At 62.6% G+C, this 25,659-nt stretch carries 24 protein-coding genes and 1 pseudogene; 5 read left to right on the forward strand and 20 right to left on the reverse strand.

The features are described from left to right. Positions 1-18: 18 nt before the first annotated feature. A pseudogene (locus EJ079_RS02460) lies at positions 19-183 on the reverse strand (DUF4260 family protein); the annotation flags it as partial. 19 nt (positions 184-202) lie between these two features. Then, positions 203-634, reverse strand: a complete 432-nt coding sequence (gene irrA, locus EJ079_RS02465) for an iron response transcriptional regulator IrrA (RefSeq protein WP_024503471.1) — start codon at positions 632-634, stop codon at positions 203-205. A 243-nt stretch (positions 635-877) separates the two neighbouring features. Between irrA and fabA the strand changes: the two genes are divergently transcribed. The 4 genes from fabA (at position 878) to EJ079_RS02485 (ending at position 5,241) form a co-directional block, all read left to right on the forward strand. Continuing rightward, positions 878-1,393, forward strand: coding sequence for a 3-hydroxyacyl-[acyl-carrier-protein] dehydratase FabA (fabA, locus tag EJ079_RS02470; protein WP_013527885.1), 516 nt, complete (start codon positions 878-880; stop codon positions 1,391-1,393). Between the two features lie 50 nt (positions 1,394-1,443). Beyond that, complete coding sequence (gene fabB, locus EJ079_RS02475; protein ID WP_127318969.1) at positions 1,444-2,664, forward strand: beta-ketoacyl-ACP synthase I; 1,221 nt, start codon at positions 1,444-1,446, stop codon at positions 2,662-2,664. A gap of 13 nt (positions 2,665-2,677) precedes the next feature. Next, positions 2,678-3,490 (forward strand): enoyl-ACP reductase FabI, encoded by an 813-nt coding sequence (gene fabI / locus EJ079_RS02480; protein ID WP_127398611.1) that lies wholly within the window; start codon positions 2,678-2,680, stop codon positions 3,488-3,490. A gap of 206 nt (positions 3,491-3,696) precedes the next feature. Continuing rightward, positions 3,697-5,241 (forward strand): bifunctional diguanylate cyclase/phosphodiesterase, encoded by a 1,545-nt coding sequence (locus EJ079_RS02485; protein ID WP_127807962.1) that lies wholly within the window; start codon positions 3,697-3,699, stop codon positions 5,239-5,241. 15 nt (positions 5,242-5,256) lie between these two features. Here EJ079_RS02485 and EJ079_RS02490 read toward each other — a convergent pair whose 3' ends face one another. The 10 genes from EJ079_RS02490 to rimP form a co-directional block, all read right to left on the reverse strand. Beyond that, positions 5,257-6,276 carry a class I SAM-dependent methyltransferase gene (locus EJ079_RS02490; protein ID WP_127398864.1) on the reverse strand — a complete coding sequence of 340 codons (1,020 nt, stop codon included), beginning with the start codon at positions 6,274-6,276 and terminating at the stop codon, positions 5,257-5,259. A 106-nt stretch (positions 6,277-6,382) separates the two neighbouring features. Then, on the reverse strand, positions 6,383-8,530 hold the full coding sequence (gene pnp, locus EJ079_RS02495) for a polyribonucleotide nucleotidyltransferase (RefSeq protein ID WP_127318977.1): 2,148 nt from the start codon (positions 8,528-8,530) through the stop codon (positions 6,383-6,385). A 276-nt stretch (positions 8,531-8,806) separates the two neighbouring features. Next, positions 8,807-9,118, reverse strand: coding sequence for a 30S ribosomal protein S15 (gene rpsO / locus EJ079_RS02500; RefSeq protein ID WP_269470859.1), 312 nt, complete (start codon positions 9,116-9,118; stop codon positions 8,807-8,809). A gap of 140 nt (positions 9,119-9,258) precedes the next feature. Continuing rightward, positions 9,259-10,353, reverse strand: a complete 1,095-nt coding sequence (gene corA / locus EJ079_RS02505; RefSeq protein ID WP_127270701.1) for a magnesium/cobalt transporter CorA — start codon at positions 10,351-10,353, stop codon at positions 9,259-9,261. Between the two features lie 44 nt (positions 10,354-10,397). Continuing rightward, positions 10,398-11,408, reverse strand: coding sequence for a tRNA pseudouridine(55) synthase TruB (gene truB, locus EJ079_RS02510; RefSeq protein WP_127807963.1), 1,011 nt, complete (start codon positions 11,406-11,408; stop codon positions 10,398-10,400). Continuing rightward, on the reverse strand, positions 11,408-11,848 hold the full coding sequence (rbfA, locus tag EJ079_RS02515; RefSeq protein ID WP_127807964.1) for a 30S ribosome-binding factor RbfA: 441 nt from the start codon (positions 11,846-11,848) through the stop codon (positions 11,408-11,410). The genes truB and rbfA overlap by 1 nt, the downstream gene beginning before the upstream one ends. A gap of 125 nt (positions 11,849-11,973) precedes the next feature. Beyond that, positions 11,974-14,544 carry a translation initiation factor IF-2 gene (gene infB, locus EJ079_RS02520; protein ID WP_127294040.1) on the reverse strand — a complete coding sequence of 857 codons (2,571 nt, stop codon included), beginning with the start codon at positions 14,542-14,544 and terminating at the stop codon, positions 11,974-11,976. Continuing rightward, complete coding sequence (locus tag EJ079_RS02525) at positions 14,541-15,191, reverse strand: RNA-binding protein (RefSeq protein WP_023811407.1); 651 nt, start codon at positions 15,189-15,191, stop codon at positions 14,541-14,543. Before EJ079_RS02525 ends, infB begins: the two co-directional genes overlap by 4 nt. A gap of 38 nt (positions 15,192-15,229) precedes the next feature. Beyond that, complete coding sequence (gene nusA / locus EJ079_RS02530; protein WP_013527896.1) at positions 15,230-16,825, reverse strand: transcription termination factor NusA; 1,596 nt, start codon at positions 16,823-16,825, stop codon at positions 15,230-15,232. A gap of 49 nt (positions 16,826-16,874) precedes the next feature. Continuing rightward, the gene (gene rimP, locus EJ079_RS02535; RefSeq protein WP_127270712.1) at positions 16,875-17,519 is read right to left on the reverse strand and encodes a ribosome maturation factor RimP; all 645 of its coding nucleotides are present in this window, start codon (positions 17,517-17,519) and stop codon (positions 16,875-16,877) included. A 299-nt stretch (positions 17,520-17,818) separates the two neighbouring features. Between rimP and EJ079_RS02540 the strand changes: the two genes are divergently transcribed. Beyond that, positions 17,819-17,986, forward strand: coding sequence for a hypothetical protein (locus EJ079_RS02540; protein ID WP_013527898.1), 168 nt, complete (start codon positions 17,819-17,821; stop codon positions 17,984-17,986). Between the two features lie 65 nt (positions 17,987-18,051). On the opposite strand, the gene EJ079_RS02545 is transcribed toward EJ079_RS02540, so the two are convergent. The 8 genes from EJ079_RS02545 to EJ079_RS02580 form a co-directional block, all read right to left on the reverse strand. Next, positions 18,052-18,753, reverse strand: a complete 702-nt coding sequence (locus EJ079_RS02545; protein WP_127399232.1) for a tRNA (guanosine(46)-N(7))-methyltransferase TrmB — start codon at positions 18,751-18,753, stop codon at positions 18,052-18,054. Positions 18,754-18,776: 23 nt separating this feature from the next. Next, positions 18,777-20,042, reverse strand: coding sequence for a methionine adenosyltransferase (gene metK, locus EJ079_RS02550; RefSeq protein ID WP_127266944.1), 1,266 nt, complete (start codon positions 20,040-20,042; stop codon positions 18,777-18,779). Between the two features lie 169 nt (positions 20,043-20,211). Continuing rightward, positions 20,212-20,631 carry a helix-turn-helix domain-containing protein gene (locus EJ079_RS02555; RefSeq protein ID WP_013527901.1) on the reverse strand — a complete coding sequence of 140 codons (420 nt, stop codon included), beginning with the start codon at positions 20,629-20,631 and terminating at the stop codon, positions 20,212-20,214. Positions 20,632-20,771: 140 nt separating this feature from the next. After that, positions 20,772-22,364, reverse strand: coding sequence for an apolipoprotein N-acyltransferase (gene lnt, locus EJ079_RS02560; protein WP_127327720.1), 1,593 nt, complete (start codon positions 22,362-22,364; stop codon positions 20,772-20,774). Between the two features lie 102 nt (positions 22,365-22,466). Beyond that, on the reverse strand, positions 22,467-22,937 hold the full coding sequence (locus EJ079_RS02565) for a VOC family protein (RefSeq protein ID WP_127807965.1): 471 nt from the start codon (positions 22,935-22,937) through the stop codon (positions 22,467-22,469). Between the two features lie 16 nt (positions 22,938-22,953). Then, a complete protein-coding gene (locus EJ079_RS02570) occupies positions 22,954-24,084 on the reverse strand; it encodes a hemolysin family protein (protein ID WP_127321192.1) in 1,131 nt (376 codons plus the stop codon). 28 nt (positions 24,085-24,112) lie between these two features. Continuing rightward, on the reverse strand, positions 24,113-24,613 hold the full coding sequence (gene ybeY, locus EJ079_RS02575) for an rRNA maturation RNase YbeY (protein ID WP_127381321.1): 501 nt from the start codon (positions 24,611-24,613) through the stop codon (positions 24,113-24,115). Positions 24,614-24,631: 18 nt separating this feature from the next. Further along, the gene (locus EJ079_RS02580) at positions 24,632-25,624 is read right to left on the reverse strand and encodes a PhoH family protein (protein ID WP_023758127.1); all 993 of its coding nucleotides are present in this window, start codon (positions 25,622-25,624) and stop codon (positions 24,632-24,634) included. Positions 25,625-25,659 lie beyond the last annotated feature (35 nt).

The following is a 25,659-nucleotide window of genomic DNA, read 5'->3' on the forward strand; positions in this document are numbered from 1 at the left end:
GTTGAAATTCAGGTCAGCCTAGCGCCCGATACGGCCGAGATGGGTGTCCTGAAAGCCGGTTGGCAGCTTCAGGCCATGGGCCAGCGCACGGTCGATGGCGATGTGCGCGATCCAGATCAGCGCAACCGCCATCGCGGCCGCATTGCCCCACATGTGCCCGCCGAGCAGCAACAGCACGGGCACGGTAAGGGGGCCTCGCCGGTCATTCTCGGCGTTTGGGGCGCAGCCTCACCACGATATCGACATTGGCGATCTCCATCCCTTCCGGCGGCTCCGGCAGGTTGGCGACCGTCACCGGACCACTGTCGATGTCGAATATGCGGTTTTCGCCTTCGATGTAGAAATGGTGGTGGTCGGAGGTGTTGGTGTCGAAATAGGTTTTCGCGCCCTCGACGGCGAGGATGCGCAAAAGTCCCGCCTGGGTGAACTGGTGAAGGGCATTGTAGACGGTGGCCAGCGACACCGGCACGCCGGCGGCAACCGCCTCCTCGTGCAGTTCCTCGGCCGACAGATGCCGGTCGCCCTTGGCGAAAAGCAGATCGGCCAGCGCAATGCGCTGACGCGTCGGCCTCAGGCCAGCTTCACGGACCCGCTTGTCCACAGCGACATTTTCCTTCCGGCCGTCCAGGTCCATCTTCTCGTCGAACCCCACAGTTCCGCCCCAAGACACGCCCAGAATGGCAAAAAAATGAACGTCTGCCGAAACCGGACCTCTCAGGACATATATTCTGTCGTCCGAATGCGATCAATAGCGCGCATTGACCCAGGCAGACGAGCAGGTTAAGCGCAAACGCCGGTTTCCGGCCTGAAACAGATTGTGTTAGGAAACCAACGACAAGGGCACCCGATAGCCCGGAACGATATGGGGATGAGATTGATGGCGGGTAAATCCAGCTACGAGTACGACGAATTGCTGGCCTGCGCCCGCGGCGAACTGTTCGGACCGGGCAACGCCCAGCTTCCCTATCCGCCGATGCTGATGTTCGACCGCATCACCGAGATCAGCGAGACGGGCGGCGCCTTCGAGAAGGGTTTCATCCGCGCGGAGTTCGACATCAAGCCGGACCTGTGGTTCTTTGCCTGCCATTTCATCGGCAATCCGATCATGCCGGGGTGCCTCGGCCTCGACGCCATGTGGCAATTGACGGGCTTCTATCTTGGCTGGCTGGGCGAACCCGGCAAGGGGATGGCGCTGTCGACCGGTGAAGTGAAATTCAAGGGCATGGTCACGCCCTCGGTGAAGAAGGTCGAATATGGCATCGACTTCAAGCGCGTGATGCGGGGCCGGCTGGTGCTCGGCATCGCCGATGGCTGGCTGAAGGCGGATGGCGAACCCATATACGCGGCAACGGATTTGAAAGTCGGTCTGTCCAAGCAGTCGGCGGTTGGCTGACCGGCATCCCTGGCCAGCTCTCTGGCCAGCACCCCTGGAAGGAGTTGCGAATGAGACGTGTCGTAGTCACAGGCATCGGCATTGTGTCGTCGATCGGCAACAATGCCAACGAGGTGCAGACCTCTCTGCATGACGCCAGATCCGGCATCAGCTTCTCCGATTCCTTCGCCGAACACGGCTTCCGCTGCCAGGTCTGGGGAGCGCCGACGCTCGATCCATCGGCCATGATCGACCGCCGTGCGATGCGCTTCCTGAGCCAGGGGGCTGCCTGGAACCATGTCGCCATGGATCAGGCGATCGCGGATGCGGGCCTCGGCGAGAGCGACATCACCAATGAGCGCACCGGCATCGTCATGGGATCGGGCGGGCCATCCACCCGCACCATCGTCGAAGCTGCCGAAACGACGCTGAAGAACGGCAGTCCCAAGCGCATCGGTCCGTTCGCGGTGCCGAAGGCAATGTCGTCGACTGCATCGGCGACGCTTGCCACCTGGTTCAAGATCCACGGCGTCAACTACTCGATCTCGTCGGCCTGTTCGACCTCGGCGCATTGCATCGGCAATGGCTATGAATTGATCCAGTGGGGCAAGCAGGACATCATCTTTGCCGGCGGCCACGAGGATCTCGACTGGACGATGTCGGACCTGTTCGACGCCATGGGCGCGATGTCGTCGAAATTCAACGACAAGGCATCGACCGCTTCCCGCGCCTATGACGCCAATCGGGACGGCTTCGTCATCGCCGGGGGCGCCGGGGTGCTGGTGCTGGAAGAGCTTGAGCATGCCAAAGCGCGCGGCGCGAAAATCTATGCCGAGATCGTTGGCTATGGCGCGACGTCGGATGGTCACGACATGGTTGCCCCTTCAGGCGAGGGCGCGGTCCGCTGCATGCGCCAGGCGCTGGCCACGGTTTCCACACCGGTCGACTACATCAACACCCATGGTACCTCGACGCCGGTGGGAGATTCCAAGGAAATGGGCGCGATCCGCGAGGTGTTCGGCTCAGAGATGCCGTATATCACCTCGACGAAGTCGCTGACCGGCCATTCGCTGGGCGCGGCTGGCGTGCAGGAATCCATCTATTCGATCCTGATGATGCAGGGCGGCTTCATCGGCGAAAGCGCACATATCGAGACCCTCGACCCCGAATTCGAGGGCATGCCGATCGTGCGAAAGCGCATCGACGACGCCAGGATCGACACTGTCTTGTCCAATTCGTTCGGCTTCGGCGGCACCAACGCCACGCTCGTTTTCCAGCGCTATTCCGCATAAGGATTTGCCGGCCATGGACGGATTGATGAAGGGCAAGCGCGGGCTTGTCATGGGTGTCGCCAACGATCATTCGATCGCCTGGGGCATCGCCCGGAAATTATCCGAACATGGGGCGGAACTCGCCTTCACCTATCAGGGTGATGCCTTCGGACGCCGGGTCAGGCCGCTGGCCGACAAGCTCGGCGCCTCGCTGGTCGTGCCGTGCGACGTCGAGGACAGCGATTCTGTCGCGGCCACGTTCGAGACTCTGGGCAAGGAATGGGGCGGGCTGGATTTCGTCGTCCACGCCATTGGCTTTTCCGACAAGAACGAGCTGAAAGGCCTCTACGCCGACACCAGCCGGGACAATTTCGTCCGCACCATGGTGATCTCCTGCTACTCCTTCACCGAGGTCGCCCGCCATGCGGCCACCTTGATGAAGGACGGCGGATCGATGATCACGCTGACCTATGCGGGGTCGGTCCGCGTCATGCCGAACTACAATGTCATGGGCGTCGCCAAGGCAGGGCTTGAGGCGAGTGTCCGGTATCTTGCGAACGACTACGGTCCGCGCGCCATCAGGGTGAACGGCATATCGGCTGGACCGGTGCGCACGCTTGCCGGCGCCGGCATTTCCGATGCGCGCCACATGTTTTCCTACCAGCAGCGAAACTCGCCGCTGCGCCGCACGGTGACCATCGACGAGGTCGGCGGCTCGGCGCTTTATCTGTTGTCGGATCTGTCTTCCGGGGTTACCGGCGAAATCCACTATGTCGATTCCGGCTATCATATCGTTTCCATGCCGACGCTCGACGAATTGAAGCAGACCGACGGCGGACGAGACTAACGCCTTCCGGCCAAAGGTGCGCGACGGTTTTGAAATGGCGGACATTTGAAGACACGAAGCTTAAAGCGCGCCAACTGAATCGTTTCAGCGCCAGGCGCATTGATCCGCTCAAGAAATACTTTCGGTCCAATAAAATTGGATTCATTCGCGGAAACTCATTTTAAGGAGATATCCGCTAGAAAGCCCCGTACTCAGGGGAACTTTCAATGCTCGCCGTCAGCAACCCGAAGCGAACACCGGTGTTCCGACTGCTCACCATAGCGAGTTCGGGTCTCGGCAGTTTCGTCCTCGGGCTCTGGGGCCTGAAGCTCGGTCTCGGCGATGGTTTTGCCGGCATCTCCGCGGACTTGATGGTCCCGGTGATGGCCGCTCTTTGCGCACTGGCGGCGTCGGTCGCCGCGATGTCCTTCTTCGCCGGCGTCGATGAATCGGCGGATTTCGTCTTCACGGAAACCCATTTCGACAAGCTGACCGGCCTGGTGGCACGCCCGGCGATGGTCGGCAAGATTGCCGAGGCGGCATGCGCGACCAGCCGGACCGGCGAGCCGATGTTCCTCATCGATATCGACATCGACCGCTTCAAGCAGATCAATGACGCCATCGGCTACAGCCAGGGCGACGAGTTGATCCGCGCCTTCACCAAGCGCTTGAAGACGTGCGTGCCACCGCGCGCGCTGATCGGACGCATCGGCGCCGGTGAATTCGCGATCCTGCTGCCCGACAATCAAGTCTCAGGGTCCTTGGAAAGCACCATAGAGAGACTCATCGACGAGATGATGGAGCCCTATGATCTCGGTACGCACCTGCAATCGGTCAGCCTGTCGGTCGGCATCGTGGCGATGCCAAAGGACGGCGTCGATCCGGTCCTCATCCTGCGCCGCTCCAATCTGGCGCTGCAGAACGCGCGCGCCAGCGGCGTCGGCAACTGGTCGGTCTTCCATGCCGAAATGGGCAGGGTCGCCGACCATCGCCAATGGATCGAATCCGAACTGCACATAGCCTTCGAGCGTGGTGACTTCGACCTTCATTACCAGCCGCAGCTCGATCTCCCGACCGGCCGCATCGTCGGGTATGAAGCGCTTATCCGCTGGCGGCATCCGGAACGCGGCATGATCCCGCCGATGGAGTTCATTCCGATCGCCGAGGAAACCGGCATGATCGGCCCGATCGGCGAATGGGTGCTGCGCAAAGCCTGCAGCGACGCCCGGCATCTGCCCGACGATTGCTTCGTCGCCGTCAACATCTCGCCCGTGCAGTTCATGACCAAGGACTTCGTCGGCATCGTGCGCGACGCCATGACGAGCACCGGCATCAAGCCGTCGCGGCTGGAGCTGGAAGTGACCGAGACGGCGATGATGCAGGACCGCGACCGCGCCGCCGCCATCCTGAAGGAGCTTGCGGATATGGGCATCTCGGTCGCCGTCGACGATTTCGGTACCGGCTATTCCAATTTGAGCTACCTGATCGATTTCTCGTTCGGCAAGCTGAAGATCGACCGGTCCTTCGTCAGCCGCCTCGACACCGATTCCAGCTCGGGTGCGGTCGTCTCGACCATCGTCGGGCTGTCGCGCGCGCTCGGCGTCAGCATCATTGCCGAAGGTGTCGAGACCGAAAGCCAGGCGACGCTGCTCAGGGCGGCCGGCTGCGAGGTGGTGCAAGGCTATCTTTACGGCAGGCCGGCCCCCCTCAAGATCAGGGTCGGCGACGTGCATGTCACCGATGAGGTCCGACGCGTCGCCAATCTGCATTGAACGCGGTGCATTGTATCAACGACGAGCGACAAGCACCTTGAACATGCCATCGCGGGCGAGTTCGGCATGGCTCGAAAAGGCGGCCGCCAGGATCGGCTCATAGGGAAGCTGGCGGTTGGCGACCATGAACAGCCGCCCACCCGGCTTCAAGGCCTTGGCCGCCGCGCGGATCATGCCGGCGCCGATCTCCGGCTCGGCCGCCCGACTACGGTGAAAGGGCGGGTTCATGGCAATCGCGTCGTAGCGCTTCTCGACAGGTTCCTTCAGCAGATCGATCCAGAAGAAGTTTCTGGCGATCGACTGGGTGACCCCTGCCAGATTGAGCTTCGCGGCTTCGAGCGAGGCGAAATCGGCCTCATAGAGGTCGAGCGCCGAAATGCCCGGTGAGCGGACGGCGATCTCGGCAGCCAGATACCCCCAGCCGGCGCAGAAATCGGCAATGTTGCCACGCAGATCATTGGGCAGGTTCTCGACCAGCAATTTGGAGCCGGTATCGATCCGGTCGAAGGAAAACATGCCGGGCCCGGTGGGGAACCGGTTTTCAACCAGCAGAGCGGGATTGGCGGCGCGCAGTTCTTCCGCGGCGGCGAGGTCCGCGGGACGGCGTAACCAGAAGGCGATGCCGTGATATTTTGGCAGATGGCCCTCCAGCGGCACAAGTTCGCCGACGCGCTTGCGCAGGCTGGCAATGCCATCATCCTTGCCGCCGCCAACGACGACCAAGCCGCCCGGCGCCACACGCTCAAGCGCCTGCGCGAGGCGCACTTCGTTCAGACCCCGATGTCGCCCGGCCAGCACAAGTGCCATATCGAAGCCATCGCCTTCCACTTGCGCGGTGACGACGCAGCCAGACGCCTGCAGCGCGCTAAAATGCGGCCGAAAGCCCTGCACGAGGTGAAGCGTCGCCTCGAAGCCTTCAGGCAGGCGAAAACCCGGCTCAGCGCCGAGAAACAGCACGCGCTCGCCCTTTCCCGGCAAAGCAACAGCCTCGGCCTCGAAGGGATGGAAAAGCGTCTTCAACGGCTCGGCGGACATTGTTCGATCTCGACTTGTCTGGGCGATTTGAGAGTGAAAACCGGGGCTGAAATGAAAACGGGCGCGACATAAGCCGCGCCCGCTTCAATTCATGAACTCAAGACGTTCAGGCGGCGTTTTCTTCGCCTTCGGTCTTCTTGTCGCGGGCGAGTTCCTTGCCGGTGGCCTGGTCGACGACCTTCATCGACAGGCGGACCTTGCCGCGCTCGTCGAAGCCCATCAGCTTGACCCAGACCTTGTCGCCTTCCTTGACCACGTCCGAGGTCTTGGCGACCCGGTCGTTGGCAAGCTGCGAGATGTGGACGAGGCCGTCACGCGGACCGAAGAAGTTGACGAAAGCGCCGAAGTCGGCGGTCTTGACGACCGTGCCTTCGTAGATCTCGCCGACTTCCGGCTCAGCGACGATGGTGTGGATCCACTTCTTCGCCGCCTCGATCTCCTTGGCGTTGGACGAAGCGATCTTGACCGTGCCGTCGTCCTCGATGTTGATCTTGGCGCCGGTCTTTTCGACGATCTCGCGGATCACCTTGCCGCCCGAGCCGATCACGTCACGGATCTTGTCGGTCGGGATGTGCATCACTTCGATGCGCGGTGCGAACTCACCCAGTTCCGAACGCGCGCCGGTCAGAGCATGCGCCATTTCGCCGAGGATGTGCTGGCGGCCATCCTTGGCCTGGTCCAGCGCGATCTTCATGATCTCCTCGGTGATGCCTTCGATCTTGATATCCATCTGCAGCGAGGTGATGCCGTTCGCGGTGCCGGCGACCTTGAAGTCCATGTCGCCGAGGTGATCCTCATCACCAAGGATGTCGGACAGAACGGCGAAACGCTCGCCTTCCTTGATCAGGCCCATGGCGATACCGGCGACCGGCTTTGCCAGCGGCACGCCGGCATCCATCAGCGCCAGCGAGGTGCCGCAGACGGTGGCCATCGACGACGAACCGTTGGACTCGGTGATCTCCGAGACGACGCGCAGAGTGTAGGGGAACTGGTCGGCACTCGGCAGCATCGGGCGAATGGCGCGCCAGGCGAGCTTGCCATGGCCGATTTCGCGGCGGCCCGGCGAACCCATGCGGCCGGTCTCTCCGACGGAGTAGGGAGGGAAGTTGTAGTGAAGAAGGAACTTCTCCTTGTACATGCCGGTCAGCGAATCGACATACTGCTCGTCCTCGCCGGTGCCGAGCGTGGCAACGACCAGCGCCTGGGTCTCGCCGCGGGTGAACAGCGCCGAACCGTGGGTGCGTGGCAGGACGCCGACTTCAGAGACGATCTTGCGGACTGTCTTCAGGTCACGGCCATCGATGCGCGAACCGGTGTCGAGGATGTTCCAGCGCACGACCTTGGCCTGGAGTTCCTTGAATACCGAACCGATCTGCTCGGAGGTGTACTTGGCATCTTCGCCTTCGGCCGGGGCAAACGCTGCCTTGACCTTCGCCTTGACGGCATCGACGGCGGCGTAACGCTTCTGCTTGTCGACGTTCTTGTAGGCATTGCTGAGTTCGTCACCGACGATCTTCAGCATCTCGGCTTCAAGGGCGGAATAATCCGGCGCGGTGAAGTCGCGCGGCTCCTTGGCGGCGACTTCGGCCAGCTTGATGATGGCGTCGATGACCGGCTGGAAGCCCTTGTGGCCGAACATGACGGCGCCGAGCATCAGCTCTTCGCCCAATTCCTTGGCCTCGGACTCAACCATCAGCACGGCGTCGGTGGTGCCGGCGACGATCAGGTCGAGCTTCGATTCCTGCATCTCGTCGACATGCGGGTTGAGCACGTATTCGCCGTTGATATAGCCGACGCGGGCGCCGCCGATCGGGCCCATGAAGGGCACGCCCGAGAGCGTCAGGGCAGCCGAGGTGGCCACGATCGACAGGATGTCGGGATCGTTCTCGAGGTCATGCTGGACGACGGTGACGACGATCTGCGTGTCGTTCTTGTAGCCGGAGGCGAAGAGCGGGCGGATCGGGCGGTCGATGAGGCGGGAAACCAGCGTTTCCTTCTCGCTCGGACGGCCTTCACGCTTGAAATAGCCACCCGGGATCTTGCCGGCGGCGTAGGTCTTTTCCTGGTAGTTGACGGTCAGCGGGAAGAAATCGAGGCCGGGCTTCGGCTCCTTCATCGAAACGACGGTGGCGAGAACCTTGGTCTCGCCGTAGGTGGCGAGCACCGCGCCGTCAGCCTGGCGTGCGATCTTGCCGGTTTCGAGGATGAGCGGACGGCCGCCCCATTCGATTTCCACTTTGTGGTGATTGAACATGTCTTGTCCTTAATATGAGGAAAGGGCCGCGCCGTTTCACGGTGCGCGGATGCCCTTTCCCTGGCTTCCTTTCTCGGGCAGCCACGGGCAAGACAACGGGAAGCTCGGGTGATTTCGGCGCACTGCGCGCGCGAGCGTCCTGCAATCCTGCCCCATGACCGTCCATGGGCGGTTTCGAGTGCCCTCTGCACGATCGAAACCGGGTCTGGCCAGTCGATACGACTGGCAGAATGCGCGACCGGCGGGCTCTCCTTCGAAAGCCCGCCGGTCAATTCGTCAACGACGCAGACCGAGCTTCTCGATCAGCGTCTGGTAGCGCGCGTCGTCCTTGCGCTTGAGATAATCAAGCAGGCTGCGGCGCTGGGAGACGAGAGCAAGCAGACCACGGCGGGAATGGTTATCCTTCTTGTGGTCCTTGAAATGGTCGGTCAGGTTCTTGATGCGCTCGGAAAGGATGGCCACCTGGACTTCCGGAGACCCGGTATCGCCCTTGGCGGTTGCGAATTCACCCATCAATTCCTGTTTGCGCTCGGCAGTAATCGACATCGTGTTTTTCCTTATCTGTTTGAGGAAACGGGTCGCCCTCAGCCGGGATGTCGTCCAGCAGGGGCCGGTGCAAGCAAAGCGTCACAGCGCTATGCTGCGGCGCATATAGTGCAATTCCCCGGAAAACACCAGCCCAATTCACCAGCCGGCTTTTCAGGCCCAAAATGGCAGGTTTATCCTTGTCAAAGCCATTTCTTCCATTTGAAGAAGGCGATCAGCCCGAACGCGACAAGCGCCATGAACAGCAGCGACAAGGGATAGCCATAATAGGCCTTCAGTTCCGGCATGTTCCAGGGCGAAGACTCCGGGTCGAAATTCATGCCCCAGATGCCGACCAGGAAGGTGAGCGGCATGAAGATGACCGATACGATGGTGAGATAGCTGATGACGTCGTTGGTGCGCGCCTGGCTCAGCGACAGGTGCATTTCGATCAGGCCGGTCAGCATGTCGCGCTGGGTTTCGACCAGTTCGATCAGCCGCAGCGCATGGTCGAGCGTGTCGTTGAGGAAGATCTTGGTCTCGGCCTTCACATAGGGCACATCGTTGCGGATCAGCGTCGCCAGCGCATCGCGCATCGGCCAAAGCACGCCTTTCAGCACGTTGGCGTCGCGCCGCAATTCATGCAGTTGCCGCATCTGATGCTTGTGCGGCGAATGCAGCATCTCGTCCTCGATGCTGTCGACCGTATCGCCGGCGGCCTCGATCGGCGGAAAGTAGCTATCGACGATGGCATCGATCAGCGCATAGGCGAGGTAATCGGCACCGCGGGCGCGCAGCCGGTTGGGCGCCGAACTTTCGATGCGCTTGCGCACCGGATCGAACGGATCGCCTTCCCGCTCCTGGAAGGTGACGACGAAGTTGCTGCCGAAGAAGACGGCGATCTGCTCATAGCGATGCGAGGTGACGTCGTCGATCATCCTGACGACGACGAAGGCATGGTCCTCGAAGAAGTCGACCTTCGGCCGCTGGCCGGTGTTGACGACGTCCTCCAGCGCCAGCGGATGCAGGCTGAAAATGCGGCCGATTTCCTCGATCAGCGGGATGTTGGCGAGGCCGGTGCAGTCGAGCCAGAGGACCGGCCATTTGTCGCAATGGGTGTTGAGGTCGTCGATGCTGGCATTTTCGATGGTCTTGAATTTTTCGGGCGAGATCAGCGTCAGCCTGAGTTCGCTGCGACGCGCCGAGGGGTCGGCGATCAGCGTGCCAGGCGACGCACCGACCGGCGGCCGGCGCGTTTTCACCGGCGCCCGTTTGTTCACCGCTTCGGCCTTTGCCATGTGCCCCTCGAGCGTAGAGTCGAACTGAAGTTAGACGAGAGCCGTCACCCGGCAAAGACCCGCTTGGGCTTGAACATGCCTTGCTCGATGGCACCGATGGCGACCAGCTTGCCGCGCGCCGTGGCGCAGGCTTCCTCGGCTTCCACCGGTGCATCGCGGCCGCGGATGATGACTGGGTTGCCAAGGCGGATCTTGGTCGCCGCATCGTCGCTGATGGCGATCTGCGGCAGGCAATCGAGGGCAGCCGATGTGTCGACCAGGAGCGCATCGATGGCATCGAAGTCGATTGGCACTTCCACCTTGTCGGCAGCCTCTGCCGTGTCGGCGGCTACCGTAGCGTCGGCGATATCAATCGCGTCCGCGTTTCCCTCCACCACGCCGAAACGGGCAGCTTCCAACTCGGCGATGGTAACGAAGTCCTCCGAGGTGAACGGTTCGACCTCCACCCGGCGCAATTCGCTGATATGGCCGAAACAGCCCATGTCGCGGCCCATGTCGCGGGCCAGCGAGCGCACATAGGTGCCCTTGCCGCATTCGACCTCGAAAACAGTGTGGTCGGCGCCATGCTCGACAACGTCCAGACGGCCGATCTCGATCTCTCGCGCGGGTATGTCGACCGTCGCACCGTCGCGGGCCAGATCATAGGCGCGCTCGCCGGCGATCTTGATGGCCGAGAATTGCGGCGGCGTCTGCATGATGACGCCGGTGTATTTCGGCAGCAGGGCGAGCACCTCGGCTTCCGACGGACGCAGATCGGACTCCTTCGTCACCGGACCTTCGAGGTCATCGGTGGAGCGCTCCTGCCCCCATGCGACGGTGAAGCGATAGATCTTGGCGCCGTCCTGCACGTAGGGAACGGTCTTGGTGGCCTCGCCAAGCGCGATCGGCAGCATGCCGGACGCCAGCGGGTCGAGCGTGCCGGCATGGCCGGCCTTTTCGGCCTGGAACAGCCATTTGATCTTGGAGACGGCTTCGGTCGAGCCCATGCCGACCGGCTTGTCCAGGATCAGCCAGCCCGAGATCGGCCGGCCCTTCTTCTTGCCGCGGCGCGCCACTATTCGGTGTCCTTGTTGTCGTCTTTGTCCTGGTGCGCGTTTTGCTGGTCCTCAGGATCCAGATCGCGCGCCACTTCCGGCGATTTCAAGAGGTCGTTGATCTTGGCGAAATTGTCGAAGGAGGTGTCGAGCTTGAAGCGAAACTCCGGCATGAATTTCATCTGCCGCAGCGCGCCGGAGACACGGCCACGGATGAATTTCGCATGCTTGTTCAGCGCCTCGACCACCGCATCGGTATCCTTGGCGCCGAGTGGCGAAACGAAAGCGGTAGCGACCTTCAAATCGGGCGACATGCGCACTTCCGAGACCGACACCACGGTGTTCTCGATCAGCGGATCGATGATCTCGCCGCGCTGCAGGGTTTCGGACAGCGCATGGCGCACCTGTTCGGCGACGCGCAGCATGCGCTGGGATGGGCTGGATGTGGTTGGACGGGGCATTTTTCTCTATCCTGAAGCGTGAGGCGCGGGATGGGACCGTGCCGCATGTCTCATATGGGTCGTTCTCAATAGACCTCGGGCGGCGGCCTTTCGGCCACCGCCCGGTATGGACAAGTCACTCGAACTCAGAGTGTCCGGGTCACCATCTCGACGCGGAAGCACTCGATGACGTCGCCGACGCGCATGTCTTCGTAGTTCTGGAAGGCCATGCCGCACTCCTGGCCGCCGGGGACTTCCGAAACTTCGTCCTTGAAGCGCTTCAGGGTCTTCAGCGTCCCTTCGTGGATGACGACGTTGTCACGGATCAGGCGCACACCCGCGCCACGCTCGACCTTGCCTTCGGTGACACGGCAGCCGGCGATCTTGCCGACCTTGGTGATGTCGAAGATCTCGAGGATCTGCGCGTTGCCGATGAAGGTCTCGCGACGCTCCGGCGACAGCAGGCCCGACAGAGCCGCCTTCACGTCATCCACGAGGTTGTAGATGATCGAGTAGTAGCGGATCTCGATGCCAGCCGCCGCTGCGGCGGCACGCGCCTGGACGTTGGCGCGGACGTTGAAGCCGATGATCGCGGCACCCGAAGTCTCCGCCAGCGACACGTCGCTTTCGGTGATGGCGCCGGCGCCGGCATGGACGATGCGCGCACGCACTTCGTCGGTGCCGAGTTTGTCGAGTGCGGCGTTGATCGCCTCGATCGAGCCCTGCACGTCGCCCTTGATGACCAGCGGAAATTCCTTCAGCCCGCTTGTCTGCAATTGCGACATCATCTGCTCGAGCGAACCGCGCTGGCCGGCATGCTTGGCAACCGCCTTCTCGCGCGCCAGCCGCTGGCGGTATTCGGTGATCTCGCGGGCACGGGCCTCGTTGTTGACCACGGCGAAGCGGTCGCCGGCCTGCGGTGTGCCCTGCAAGCCAAGCACTTCCACCGGCATCGCCGGCGGCGCTTCCTTGATCTGCACACCACGATCGTTGACCAGCGCACGCACCCGGCCCCATTCGTTGCCGGCAACGAGGATGTCGCCCGGCATCAGCGTGCCGGTCTGCACCAGCACGGTGGCGACGGGGCCACGGCCCTTGTCGAGCTGGGCTTCAATGACAACGCCTTCGGCGGTACGATCCGGATTGGCCTTCAGGTCGAGAATTTCGGCCTGCAGCAGGATCGCCTCGAGCAGCTTGTCGAGATTGGTGCCCTTGGTCGCCGACACTTCGACGTCCAGAACTTCACCGCCCATGGATTCGACGAAAACCTCGTGGCGCAGCAGTTCGGAGCGCACTTTCTGCGGATCGGCATCATGCTTGTCGATCTTGTTGATCGCCACGATGATCGGAACGCCGGCCGCCTTGGCATGGCTGATCGATTCGATCGTCTGCGGCATGACGCTGTCGTCGGCGGCAACCACCAGGATGGCAATGTCGGTCGCCTGGGCGCCACGAGCACGCATCGCCGTGAAGGCGGCGTGGCCGGGCGTGTCGATGAAGGTGATCTTGTGACCGTTCTTCTCGACCTGGTAGGCGCCGATATGCTGGGTGATGCCGCCGGCTTCGCCGGAGACGACATTGGCGTTGCGGATCGCGTCGAGCAGCGAGGTCTTGCCATGATCGACGTGACCCATGATCGTCACGACCGGCGGACGCGAAACCAGGTCCTCGGCATTGTCGGCGATGTTGAACAGGCCTTCCTCGATGTCGGACTCGGCGACGCGGCGGACCGTGTGGCCGAATTCGGTAGCAACCAGCTCGGCCGTGTCGGCATCGATGACGTCGCCCGGCTTCAGGATCTGGCCCTGCTTCATGAAGAACTTGACCAGATCGACCGCGCGCTCGGACATGCGTTGCGCCAGTTCCTGGATGGTAATGGTCTCTGGCAGGATCACTTCGCGCATGACTTTCTCGCGCGGCTCATTGTGCATCGCGCGCTTGAATTTTTCCTGGCGGCGACGCATCGACGACAGCGAACGGGCTCGCGCGTCTTCGTCGGACAATGCTGAATTCAGCGTCAGCTTGCCGCGGCGGCGGTCTTCCTCGGCCTTGGTCGGCTTGGCCGGACGCGCCACTTCGGGCGTGACCGGACGGCGCACCGGTGCGCCGGCACCAACACGCTTCGGCTTGGCCACTTCCTCGTCATCGACCGTTGCCAGTTCGGCAGCCAATGGCGCGCGTCGACGGGCCTCTTCCTCAGCCCGACGGCGGGATTCGGCCTCGGTCTGCAACCGCGCCTCTTCCTCGGCCTGGCGGCGTGCGGATTCATCGCGTTCGCGCTTGCGGCGCTCTTCGTCCTCGGCGCGACGCTTGGCATCCTCGGCGGCGCGCTGGCGGTCCTCGACCTCGCGAACCTTCGAGCCCTCGAGCGCCCTGCGGCGTGCTTCCATTTCACTGCGCGACAGCTCGTTCAGCACCATGCCGCTGCGTTCGACCGGGGCCGGTGGCGGTGGTGGCGCCTTCGGTGCTTCCGGCACGACGACGGGTGCGGCCACGACCGCCGGCTTCGGTGTGAAGACCGGGGCGGCAACAGGCTCCGGCTTGTCGCCGGGCATCGAGAACTTGCGCTTCTTGGTTTCGACGACGACCTGCTTGGTGCGGCCGTGCGAGAAGTTCTGGCGCACAGTGCCCTGTTCCATACCGGGGCGCTTCAGCGTCAAGGTCTTCTTCGGCGTCACACTCAGCGTATTGTCGTCACCCGATTTCGTATCGCTCATTCCATATCCTCTGCGGCATCATCTTCGTCAGCAACAGCCGCAAGCATTGCCAGATCGTCCGGGGAACCGCCCCGATACCGGTCGAGCGCAACCATGCGCTTCTGGACCGCCCTGCCCGCGTCTCCCGCGAGAACGGCAGCATGTATCACATTTGTACCCCCCAATGCCAAGCTCAACTCGGCCTCGGAGAAAAGTTTGTAGGCAAGGATGGCGGGCCCGCCGAGATGGACTGTCGCCCGTCGCGCCTGGCTGATCTTGCGCACGCCGTCATCGGACGCCTCGGTCGCGTGGAGCACGAAAAGCGCCAATCCGCCGCGAACAGCACTTTCGACCTTGGTAGCACCAAGCGAAATTGCGCCTGCCTTACGGGCAAGACCAAGCATGCCCAGAGCGTGCCTGGAAAGCAGCCCGTCGATCATGCCGCCAAGATCGGGCGGCACGACCACCTGTGCCTTGAAGGCGCGGGCAAAGAGGTTCTTCGCCGCAGCCTTGTCGATATGTAGGCGGTCGGCGCTCACCCAGCAACCGCGGCCGGGCAGATTTCTCTTGATGTCGGGAACGACGGCCGAATCCGGGCCGACGACGAACCGGATCAGATCATCCGGTTCGGCTTGTTTGCGCGTAACGATGCAGGTGCGATCGTTCATCTCGTCCAGGGGCGGGTTCGGTGCGATGCGGTTTCACCTCACGCACCAACGGCTTCGTCAGCCGAGACTTCTTCGGCTGCAAGCTCGTCTTCGGTGATCCAGCCGGCCTTGAGGCGGGCGGCCAGAACCATCTGTTCGGCGTCTGCGCGGGTCACGCCATGATTGGCCAGCACGCCCGGATAGACCTTTGTCTCGCCGTCCTTGCGTTCCTTCCAGCCGGTCAGGTCGTCGGCGGCATAGCCGGCGAAATCCTCGATCGTCTTCACGCCGTCCTCGCCAAGCGTCACCATCATGGCGGTGGTGACGCCGGGAATTTCGCGCAACTCGTCCGAAACACCGAGCGCCTTGCGCTTGTCATCGTGCTCGGCCTCGATCTTCTCCAGATATTCGCGGGCGCGGGTCTGGATTTCCGAAGCGGTGTCCTCGTCGAAACCGTCGATCGAGGCGATCTCGCCGGAATCGACATACGCGACTTCCTCGACGCTGGTGAAGCCTTCGGAGGCCAGCACCTGGCCGACCATCTCGTCGACGTCGAGGGCTTCCATGAACAGCGACGAACGCTCTACGAATTCCTTCTGGCGACGCTCGGATTCTTCGGCCTCGGTGAGGATGTCGATATCCCAACCGGTCAGCTGCGAAGCCAGACGCACGTTCTGGCCGCGGCGGCCGATGGCCAGCGACAGCTGGTCGTCGGGAACCACGACTTCGATGCGTTCGGCATCCTCGTCGAGCACGACTTTGGCGACTTCCGCCGGCTGCAGCGCGTTGACGATGAAGGACGCCGCCGAAGGCGACCACGGAATGATGTCGATCTTCTCGCCCTGCAATTCGCCGACGACGGCCTGGACGCGGCTGCCGCGCATGCCGACGCAGGCGCCGACCGGATCGATCGAGCTGTCGCGCGAGATGACGGCGATCTTGGCGCGCGAACCTGGGTCGCGGGCGACCGATTTTATCTCGATGATGCCGTCATAGATTTCCGGCACTTCCATGGTGAACAGCTTGGCCATGAACTGCGGGTGGGTACGCGACAGGAATATCTGCGGGCCGCGCTGCTCGCGGCGCACATCGTAGACATAGGCGCGGACGCGGTCGCCATATTTGTAGTTCTCGCGCGGGATCAGCTCATCGCGACGGATGATCGCTTCGCCGCGGCCGAGATCGACGATGACGTTGCCGTATTCGACGCGCTTGACGGTACCGTTGACGATCTCGCCGATGCGGTCCTTGTACTCGTCATACTGGCGGTCGCGTTCGGCCTCGCGGACCTTCTGCACGATGACCTGCTTGGCCGACTGGGCAGCGATGCGGCCGAAATCCATGGGCGGCAGCTGTTCGGCGATGAAGTCGCCGAGCTGGGCGTCGGGATTGCGCTCGCGAGCCGACGAAATGGCGATCTGCGTGGCGTAGTCATCGACCTTCTCGACCACTTCCATCAGCCGCTGCAGCTTCATCTCACCGGTGTTCGGGTTGATGTCGGCGCGGATGTTGGTCTCCTGACCGTAACGCGAGCGCGCCGCCTTCTGGATCGCATCGGCCATGGCGGCGATGACGATCGACTTGTCGATCGACTTTTCACGCGCGACCGCGTCGGCGATCTGCAGCAATTCAAGTCTGTTGGCGCTTACAACCATCGTTTTTCTCCGGAGCTTGTTTGCCGGGCCTTTGCGCCCGGCAGCTCAATCATAGTTCCTGTTCGTGGTCTTCCGTGGCGTCCGCTTCCGCACCCGACTCGTCGTCGTCCGGTTCGCCGCGGCGCTTCTTGGCTTCCTTGCGCGCCCTGTTGTCCTTCGACAGGGCATCGCGGATGAGATCGTCGGTCAGGATCAGGCGCACGTCGGCAATCGCATCGTAGGGGACACGCACCGTCGGCTCCTCGCCATAGGCTGCCTTGTCGCGCTCGATCAGCACATCGTCTTCGCCGGCTTCGGCGATCTTGCCCTTGAAGCGCTTGCGGTCGGCGACGACCATCGATGTTTCCATCTTCACCAGATGACCCGTCCAGGTCGTGAAATCCGATTTACGGACCAGTGGCCGGTCGATGCCGGGCGACGAGACTTCGAGGTGATAGGCCTTTTCGATCGGATCATCGACGTCGAGCGCCGGCGACACAGCGCGGCTGACCTCTTCGCAATCCTCGACGGTCATGGTGCCGTCCTCGCGTTCGGCCATGATCTGCAGCGTCAGCCCGTTCTGGCCCGACAGATGCACCCGCACGAGGCGGAAGCCGATGCCGCGCAGAACCGGCTGGACGATCAGTGCGATGCGCGCATCGATGCCGCTTTCGCGGATGATGCGATCGTCGCCCTCGCTTGCCGTTGCAGTCATTGAAATCCTGTCGTTCTCTACGAAGTTATCGGCAGGTAATAAAAAAGAGCGGGACCGGGTGGACCCACTCTTCGTCATACCGACCAAGAATTTGAGGCTGATATAGACGATCGCGGCCTGTGTTTCAAGCCCGCTGTGCTGGTCGGGCAGCGCCGCCATCGAGGCGGCCCGCGCCAGCGTTGCATGGGACGCATGGCGCCTATGCGGCGATACCCATGGGATTGGCGCCGAAACGCACCTACCTATGTTGCGCTGCACAAATGTGACCGCGCGTCACACGTGCGCGAAAGGACATGATCATGAGCAATCGCAAGATATTTTCTGCAATAGGCGACTTCTTCACCGTATTCGGCAGCGCCGTGGCCGCTTCGCGGGCCGTGGAAGCCGGTCGCAGGCCGCGCGCCGACGACCTGCGCAATCTCGGCGTCGAGCCTGCCGCCTTCGATCGCATCGGCCGCCGCTTCTAGCTTTGACGCAATTCCGGACGGAAAACCGTTTCACACTTTCCAGGAATTTCTCTAAGACCGCGAGCTTATTTCCGAATGAAGGTAAGATAGGCCGGCCGCCGGCCCTCACGAATGGCCTTGGCCTCGTAACGGGTGCCCGGCCAACCTTCATAGGAAAGGTGCCAGTCCGCCGCCTCGCAAGCCTGCCATGCGAACGCGCCATGCGCGCGGCAATGCAGCAGGGTCCAATTGACATAGGTGTCGATGTCGGACGCGAAGCGGAATTTTGAACCAGGCTTCAGCACACGCGCGAACCGCTCGAGATTGACCGGGCTGACGAAGCGCCGCTTCCAGTGTTTCTTCTTCGGCCAGGGGTCGGGATAGAGCAGATCGATGCCGTCGAGCGAGGCTTGCGGCAGCCAGTCGAGCAGCCTTGTGGCGTCGTCGTCATAGACCCGCAGATTGGCGAGTGGTTTCTCGCGCACCGCCATCATCATCTTGGCCATGCCGTTGACGAAGGGCTCGACGCCGATAAAGCCGATCGAAGGCGCCTCGATCGCACGATGCAGGAGATGCTCGCCACCGCCGAAGCCAATCTCAAGGCGAACCGCGCGGACATCCGTCTCAAACAGAGCGTGCAGATCAGCCGGCGGTTCAGCCGTCAGATCGAGCCGATATGTGCCAAAGCCGCTTTCCAGTGCGGCCGCCTGCTGCGGACGCATGGTTTTGCCGCGCCGGCGACCGAAAAAGGCTTCGGTCGCGCGGCTTGGTCTGTCCTTCGGATCCATGGTGGGACTTTGCGGCGCCGCTGTCAGGCGGCGACCGCGTCCTTGAGCGCCTTGGCGAGATCGGTCTTTTCCCAGGAGAAAGACCCATCACGGCCGGCCTTGCGGCCGAAATGGCCGTAGGACGACGTCTTGGCGTAGATCGGTTTGTTGAGATCGAGGTGACGGCGGATGCCCGACGGCGACAGATCCATCACCGTGCGCAGCGCGTCCTCGAGCTTTGCCTCGTCGACCTTGCCGGTACCGTGCAAGTCGACATAGACCGACAGCGGCTGAGCAACGCCGATGGCGTAGGAAAGCTGGATGGTGCAGCGGTCGGCGAGTTTCGCCGCCACGACGTTCTTGGCCAGGTAGCGCGCCGCATAGGCCGCCGAACGATCCACCTTGGTGGTGTCCTTGCCGGAGAAGGCACCGCCGCCATGGGGTGCGGCACCGCCATAGGTGTCGACGATGATCTTGCGGCCGGTCAGCCCGGCGTCGCCGTCCGGCCCGCCGATGACGAACTTGCCGGTCGGATTGATGTACCACATGCAGTTGTCGGCGATCTTCAGCTCGCCCAGCGCCTCCCGGATATAGGGTTCGACGACCTTGCGGACCTTCTTCGAATCCCAGCTCGCATCGAGATGCTGCGTGGACAGCACGATCTGCGTCGCCTCGGCGGCCTTGCCGTCGACATAGCGAACGGTGACCTGGCTCTTGGCATCCGGTCCGAGCCTGCCGGCTTCACCGCTGCCCTCGTGGCGGGCGGCTGCCAGCAATTCGAGGATCTTGTGGCTGTAGTAGATCGGCGCCGGCATCAGATCCGGCGTCTCGCGGCAGGCGTAGCCGAACATGATGCCCTGGTCGCCGGCACCCTCTTCGCCCTGACGGTCGGAGGCATTGTCGACGCCCTGGCCGATGTCAGGCGACTGGCCGTGCAGCAGAACCTCGATCTTCGCGGTTTTCCAGTGAAAGCCGGCCTGCTCGTAGCCGATCTCGCGGATCGCCTTGCGGGCGACCGACTTGAACTTGGCCGGATTGACGACCGAATGCCCGGCGGCATCCTTGAGAATATTGCCTGCCTTGTCCCTCTTGAGCAGCGTGTCGGGAACACGCACTTCGCCGGCGATGACGACACGGTTGGTGGTGGCCAGCGTCTCGCAGGCGACACGGACTTTCCACGGGTCCATGCCGGTCTTCTTGGCTTCGCGATACACCAGATCGACGATCTCGTCGGAAATCCGGTCACAGACTTTGTCGGGATGGCCCTCGGCAACGGATTCCGAGGTAAAGAAGTAGTTCTGCCGCGTCACGGGTGTCCCCTCTTGAAAAACGATCGGCAGGCTGCCGATTTTGGCGCGCCACGTGTTAGCGGGGCGAAGCGCCGCTCGTCAAGCGGTGCTTCGGCTCTGGCATGAATGTCGATGCAGTTATCTTGTGCCACCAGCGGCAAGACGCCGCCGGTGCTGGCGTGATTGAGGATCAGTCGGGATCGTCGGCGGAGAGGGACTTGACCAGGTCTATAATCCTGCGGCGCACCTTGGCATCAGCGATCTTGACAAAGGCCCGGTTGAGCTGAAGGCCTTCAGGGCTGCCGCAGAATTCGACAGCGAAAGCCATCGACGCGTCCTCGGCAAATCCACGGCCCGCCACGGGCTCCTGGCCGGGCGCATCCTCGAAAAAGAAGGCGACCGGCACGCCGAGTATGGACGCTATCGCCTGCAATCGGCTGGCGCCGACGCGGTTGGTGCCTTTTTCATATTTCTGAATCTGTTGAAATGTGATGCCGAGGTTTTCTCCCAGCTTTTCCTGGCTCATTCCCAGCATGTTGCGGCGAAGCCGGATGCGACTGCCAACATGGATGTCGATCGGATTCGGTTTCTTCTTGTTGTCTTCTGTCATTTTTTCCTCGCCGAATTTTTTCGGCTTTCTCTATTTTTTCTTGCCCAAACAAAGCCGGAGGCAACTGCCCCAACAGAACGATCCACCGGCTTCGAGAAATTTTCAGGCACTTACAGTATGAGTTTCTAATGTGTTGGCTGTCAATTCACCCGTAGCCTTTGCCTTACGTTCAACAGCGCTGCCCCAACGGCAAACAGCAACATGATCAGCATTCCGTTAATGCGCCGTTGGCCGGGAGATATGAGCGCCTGTCCGGAAATCGGTATGTGGGCATCGATGGCGCCGCGTGCGTCGATCGCAAGCGCATCGACGATGCGCCCGCGCGGATCGACGACGGCCGAGATGCCGTTGTTGGCAGCACGTACCAATGGCAATCCATTTTCCACCGCGCGGATCTGGGCCTGCCTGAAATGCTGATACGGACCCGGCGTGTCGCCGAACCACGCATCGTTGGTAACGTTCACAATAAGCTGCGCTGACGCAGCGTCAACTGCCACAAGATCGGGAAAGATCACCTCATAACAGATAAATGGCAGCGCACGGATGCCATCGGGCAGCGTGATGGCGTGCCGCTCATTGCCGGCCGCGAAACTCATCGGCCCGGCAACCAGTTGCTCGATGCCGAAACGCTGGAGCAGATCGGCGAAAGGCAGGTATTCGCCGAACGGCACCAGGTGAACCTTGTCGACGGCGTCAGCGATTTCACCCTTGTCGTCGATCGCCACCACGGAGTTGTAGTAACGGCTGTCGGCATTCGCGGCCGAACCGCCTTCCTCGCGAACGACGCCGGCAATCAGCATCTGGCCGGATCCGAGCATGTCTCCCAGCGCCGTCAATGCGTCCGGACGCTCGGTGAAGAGGAAAGGCACCGAGGTTTCGGGCCACAGGATCAGCTGCGGCTTTTGATGGCCTGGGTCCGGCGCCTTGGCCGAGAGCCCCATCAGGACCGCGAAGATGCGGTCGCGCACCGAGGCATCCCATTTTTCCGACAGGTCCACGGCCGGCTGAACGATGCGGACATCCAGGCTGCGTGAAGCTGGCGGTTCGGGAGCGCCAAGCCTGACATAGCCGAAGCCGACATGGGCGGCGGCGAGCATGACAAACAGTGCCGCGCCGAGGCGCAGGTGCCGACGTGCCGCCAGCAGTGCCGGCAGTGCGAAGACGAACACGGCGAGCGCGTTCATGCCGATCATGCCCGTCACCGAGACGCTCTGCATCAGCAGCGGCACGGGCATGGCCGCGTAGCCGACGGCATTCCAGGGAAAACCGGTGAACAGGAAATCGCGCAGCCATTCCGCCAGGCCGAAGCCGAAGGCAAGGGCGGCGATGCGGCCAATGTCGTTGCTCCACAGCAGCCGGGCAACGATTGCCGCAAAGCCGTAGAAAAAGGCGAGCATGAAAGGAATGCCGACCACGGCGAAGGGGAGCGCCCAGGCAAAGCTGTCGGCCTCGACCAGCAGCGCCGAACCGATCCACCAGAGGCCGGCGAGGAAATAGCCGAAACCGAACCACCAACCGACGGCAAAAGCCGGCCGTAGACGCCGGAACAGACTGCCGGAAGCTTCACCGGTGGCGCCGTCGAGCAGCCAGACCAGCAGCGGAAACGAGACGAAACAGGCGGCGAAGAAATCGTAAGGCGCCTGACCAAGCACCGCCAAGGCACCTGCGAGAAACGCCACGAGCGCACGCCGCCAACCCCAAAGCAGAATTATCCGGCCGGTGAGGCGCTCCATGCATACTTCCGAGTCGCGAATCAGGACACAAGATTTAACAGGCTGCGCTCCGCGCTCCAAACGGCGGATGGGCTGGCTGAGATGCACAGCTCCGGCCCTGCCCTACCAGTGCCAACCCTCGATTTGAACGCTCCCCAGCCGCTCGGCCTCCTCGCGCGGAACCGAACGGATGGTCTGCGTGAAGGTCCAGACATGGCCCTCGGGGTCGCGGGCACGATACTGGCGCTCACCGTAGAACTGATCCGCCGGCTCCTGGATTATCCCGGCGTCGGTCGCCCGCGCCTGCTCGCAATGCGCATCCAGGCCGCCCTTCAGCCTGATATAGATCGACTGCGTGTTGCTGCCCGAGACCGAAGCCGGGCTGGCGACATAATCGCTCCATTCGGAATCGACGATGATGTAGCTGTCGCCGAACCGCATCTCTGCATGGATGAGTTTTCCCTCGGCATCGCTGACCACCATGCTGCGCTCGAAGCCGAAGGCGGCTTCCAGCCAATCCAGCGCGGCACGAGGGTCCTTGTAGAAGACACCAGACCCCAGACTTGGATGCTTGAACGGGTCGTCGACAGTCATCGGGCGAGCGTGACGCTCACGCCTGTTCGGTGCGCGCGGTGGCGCGCCGGCGGCGCTCACCCTTCTGGCTCTGCACGATGCGCACGCGCTTGACGCGGCGCGGATCAGCATCGAGGACGTGGAATTCGAAGCCGGGTATGGCCTGCACCACCTCGCCGCGGGCCGGAACACGGCCAAGCGTGTTGAAAATCATGCCGCCGATCGTGTCGACATATTCGCCATGTTCACCGGCGGCGAAATCCCCGCCGATCATCTTGGCCACGTCGTCGATCTCGGCCTTGCCGTCGACGATGAACACGCCGTCGCCGCTCTGGGTGATCATCGGCTCGTCGTCGTCATGCTCGTCCTCGATGTCGCCGACCACCATCTCGACGATGTCTTCCAGCGAGGCAAGACCGTCGGTGCCGCCATATTCATCGATGACCAGCGCCATTTGCGTGCGCGTCGTCTGCATGCGGCCCATCAGGTCGGAGGCAAGCATCGACGGCGGCACGAACAGCACCGGGCGGATCAGATTGAGGTCGCCAATGGTGCGTGCGAGGTCGACCTGGGCAAGATCGAGAACCGTGGCAGCGGGGGTTTTCCTGGTCGTGCGGCCCTTCTTGACGCGCGCGATCTTGGTGATGTGGGCCAGCACGTCACGGATATGGACCATGCCGCGCGGATCATCGAGCGTCTCGGAATAGACCGGCATGCGGGAATGGCCGGATTGTTCGAAAGTGCCCAGGAGATCGCCGAGCGTCGTCGTGATTTCGACCCCCTGAATGTCGGCGCGCGGTACCATGACGTCCTCGACGCGCACTTCGCGCAGCCGCAGGATGTTGTTGAGCATGGCGCGTTCGCCGGGCGAGAAGGCGCCGGCATCGCTCGTCGTCTCGGCAAGCGCGCCGGCAATTTCCTCACGCAGGCTGGTTCCGTTGCGTTGCCGAAACAGGCCCAGAACGCGGTCGAACAGGGAGGGACCGGCAGGCAACGTCTCGCTGGCAGCGCTGCCAGCACCGGCAACAGCAGAGGTACTGCTAGCGCCAGAGGTACTGTTAGCACCAGAGGTAACGGTACTCGGACTTGATCCCTCTTCCGACGTGTCGGAAGCCTTGGTCGCACTGCCGGCGTCGGGGCGGGCGGCAGTTTCTGGTTTGTCGTTCATCGTCGTCCGGTCAATTGATCAGATGTAGTTACGCGTAGGGGTCGGGAATGGCAAGCCTTGCAAGCGCCGCGCGTTCGACGGCTTCCATCGCCTCGGCTTCAGTGTCGGTCTCGTGATCGTAACCCAGCAGATGCAGCAGGCCGTGGATGACGAGATGGGTGATATGGTTCTCGACCGGCTTGTCTTCCAGTGCCGCTTCACGCGCGACCGTCTCGGCGGCGAGCACGATGTCGCCCAGCATCGGCGGCAACGGTCCGCCTTGCACAAACGGAAAAGCCGGGAAAGACAAGACATTGGTCGGCTTGTCCTTGCCGCGCCAGCCGGCGTTGAGAACCCGGACATGGGCGTCGTCGGTAAAAACGAGGCTGAGTTCGGAACGGCCCGCCACGCCGGTTTCGGCAAAAGCCGCCTTGACGGCGCGATCGACCAGCCGCGTCAGGCTTGCCTCGTCGGGCCAGTTGCCCGCCTCAACCGATATGTCGATGTCGACGGGAACATTCCCGTCGCCGGATGTTATGTCCTCAGGCATGAAGCCGCATCGTCAACATCAATTCTCGGCGCCGAGGCCGCGCGCCAGCTTGGCGTCCCGGTCGTAGGCCCTGACGATTTCCGCCACCAGTGGATGGCGGACCACATCGCCGTCGTTGAAGCGCACGGTGACCGCGCCCGCCACGCCGTCCAGCACCCGCAAGGCTTCGACCAGTCCCGATTTGGTGTTCGAAGGAAGGTCGATCTGGGTCGGATCGCCGGTGACGATCATGCGCGAATTTTCGCCCAGACGCGTCAGGAACATCTTCATCTGCATCGGCGTGGTGTTCTGCGCCTCGTCGAGGATGACGGCGGCATGCGCCAGCGTGCGGCCGCGCATGAAGGCGAGCGGCGCGATCTCGATCACTTCGGCGGCAATGGCGCGCTCGACCTTGTCGGCGGGCATCATGTCGTAGAGCGCGTCATAGAGCGGCCGCAGATAGGGATCGACCTTCTCCTTCATGTCGCCGGGCAGGAAGCCCAGCCGTTCGCCGGCCTCGACCGCAGGCCGCGAGAGAATGATGCGCTCGACCATGCCGCGCTCGAGCAGCATCGCCGCATGGGCCACCGCCAGATAGGTCTTGCCGGTGCCGGCCGGGCCGATGCCGAACACCAGTTCCGACCGTTCCAGCGCCCGCATATAGGCGTCCTGGTTGAGTGAGCGGGCATAGATCGTCTTCTTGCGGGTGGCGATCTGGGCGGCGGAAACCTTGCCCTTGCGCTCCAGCGTCGGCAGGGTCAGCTGATCGTCGGCGGCGATCGCCATGCGCACGGCGCCGTCGACGTCGGACTGGCCGATATCGACGCCTTTCTGGAGAATGCCGTAGAGGTTGTCCAGGGCGCGGCGCGCCTGCTCGGCGGCCGACGCCGAACCCTTGATGGTCAGCTGGTTGCCGCGTGAGCGGATGTCGACGCCAAGCTTCTGCTCCAGCCTGGCGAGGTTTTCGTCGAACTGACCATAAAGGGCGCTGGCAAGCTTGTTGTTGTCGAAAGTCAGAACGATGTGCGCCATGTCAGAAGCCCCAGATGCCGGTACCGGGGGCAGGT

This window comes from Mesorhizobium sp. M7A.F.Ce.TU.012.03.2.1, assembly GCF_004006095.1.
Classification (GTDB): domain Bacteria; phylum Pseudomonadota; class Alphaproteobacteria; order Rhizobiales; family Rhizobiaceae; genus Mesorhizobium.

What these genes read in the sequence shown, in the direction of transcription:
- irrA (WP_024503471.1), bottom strand. Translation starts at nt 634, where the DNA reads ATGGACCTGGACGGCCGGAAGGAAAATGTCGCTGTGGACAAGCGGGTC.
- fabA (WP_013527885.1), top strand. Translation starts at nt 878, where the DNA reads ATGGCGGGTAAATCCAGCTACGAGTACGACGAATTGCTGGCCTGCGCC.
- fabB (WP_127318969.1), top strand. Translation starts at nt 1,444, where the DNA reads ATGAGACGTGTCGTAGTCACAGGCATCGGCATTGTGTCGTCGATCGGC.
- fabI (WP_127398611.1), top strand. Translation starts at nt 2,678, where the DNA reads ATGGACGGATTGATGAAGGGCAAGCGCGGGCTTGTCATGGGTGTCGCC.
- EJ079_RS02485 (WP_127807962.1), top strand. Translation starts at nt 3,697, where the DNA reads ATGCTCGCCGTCAGCAACCCGAAGCGAACACCGGTGTTCCGACTGCTC.
- EJ079_RS02490 (WP_127398864.1), bottom strand. Translation starts at nt 6,276, where the DNA reads ATGTCCGCCGAGCCGTTGAAGACGCTTTTCCATCCCTTCGAGGCCGAG.
- pnp (WP_127318977.1), bottom strand. Translation starts at nt 8,530, where the DNA reads ATGTTCAATCACCACAAAGTGGAAATCGAATGGGGCGGCCGTCCGCTC.
- corA (WP_127270701.1), bottom strand. Translation starts at nt 10,353, where the DNA reads ATGGCAAAGGCCGAAGCGGTGAACAAACGGGCGCCGGTGAAAACGCGC.
- rbfA (WP_127807964.1), bottom strand. Translation starts at nt 11,848, where the DNA reads ATGCCCCGTCCAACCACATCCAGCCCATCCCAGCGCATGCTGCGCGTC.
- infB (WP_127294040.1), bottom strand. Translation starts at nt 14,544, where the DNA reads ATGAGCGATACGAAATCGGGTGACGACAATACGCTGAGTGTGACGCCG.
- EJ079_RS02525 (WP_023811407.1), bottom strand. Translation starts at nt 15,191, where the DNA reads ATGAACGATCGCACCTGCATCGTTACGCGCAAACAAGCCGAACCGGAT.
- nusA (WP_013527896.1), bottom strand. Translation starts at nt 16,825, where the DNA reads ATGGTTGTAAGCGCCAACAGACTTGAATTGCTGCAGATCGCCGACGCG.
- rimP (WP_127270712.1), bottom strand. Translation starts at nt 17,519, where the DNA reads ATGACTGCAACGGCAAGCGAGGGCGACGATCGCATCATCCGCGAAAGC.
- EJ079_RS02540 (WP_013527898.1), top strand. Translation starts at nt 17,819, where the DNA reads ATGAGCAATCGCAAGATATTTTCTGCAATAGGCGACTTCTTCACCGTA.
- EJ079_RS02545 (WP_127399232.1), bottom strand. Translation starts at nt 18,753, where the DNA reads ATGGATCCGAAGGACAGACCAAGCCGCGCGACCGAAGCCTTTTTCGGT.
- EJ079_RS02555 (WP_013527901.1), bottom strand. Translation starts at nt 20,631, where the DNA reads ATGACAGAAGACAACAAGAAGAAACCGAATCCGATCGACATCCATGTT.
- lnt (WP_127327720.1), bottom strand. Translation starts at nt 22,364, where the DNA reads ATGGAGCGCCTCACCGGCCGGATAATTCTGCTTTGGGGTTGGCGGCGT.
- EJ079_RS02565 (WP_127807965.1), bottom strand. Translation starts at nt 22,937, where the DNA reads ATGACTGTCGACGACCCGTTCAAGCATCCAAGTCTGGGGTCTGGTGTC.
- EJ079_RS02570 (WP_127321192.1), bottom strand. Translation starts at nt 24,084, where the DNA reads ATGAACGACAAACCAGAAACTGCCGCCCGCCCCGACGCCGGCAGTGCG.
- ybeY (WP_127381321.1), bottom strand. Translation starts at nt 24,613, where the DNA reads ATGCCTGAGGACATAACATCCGGCGACGGGAATGTTCCCGTCGACATC.
- EJ079_RS02580 (WP_023758127.1), bottom strand. Translation starts at nt 25,624, where the DNA reads ATGGCGCACATCGTTCTGACTTTCGACAACAACAAGCTTGCCAGCGCC.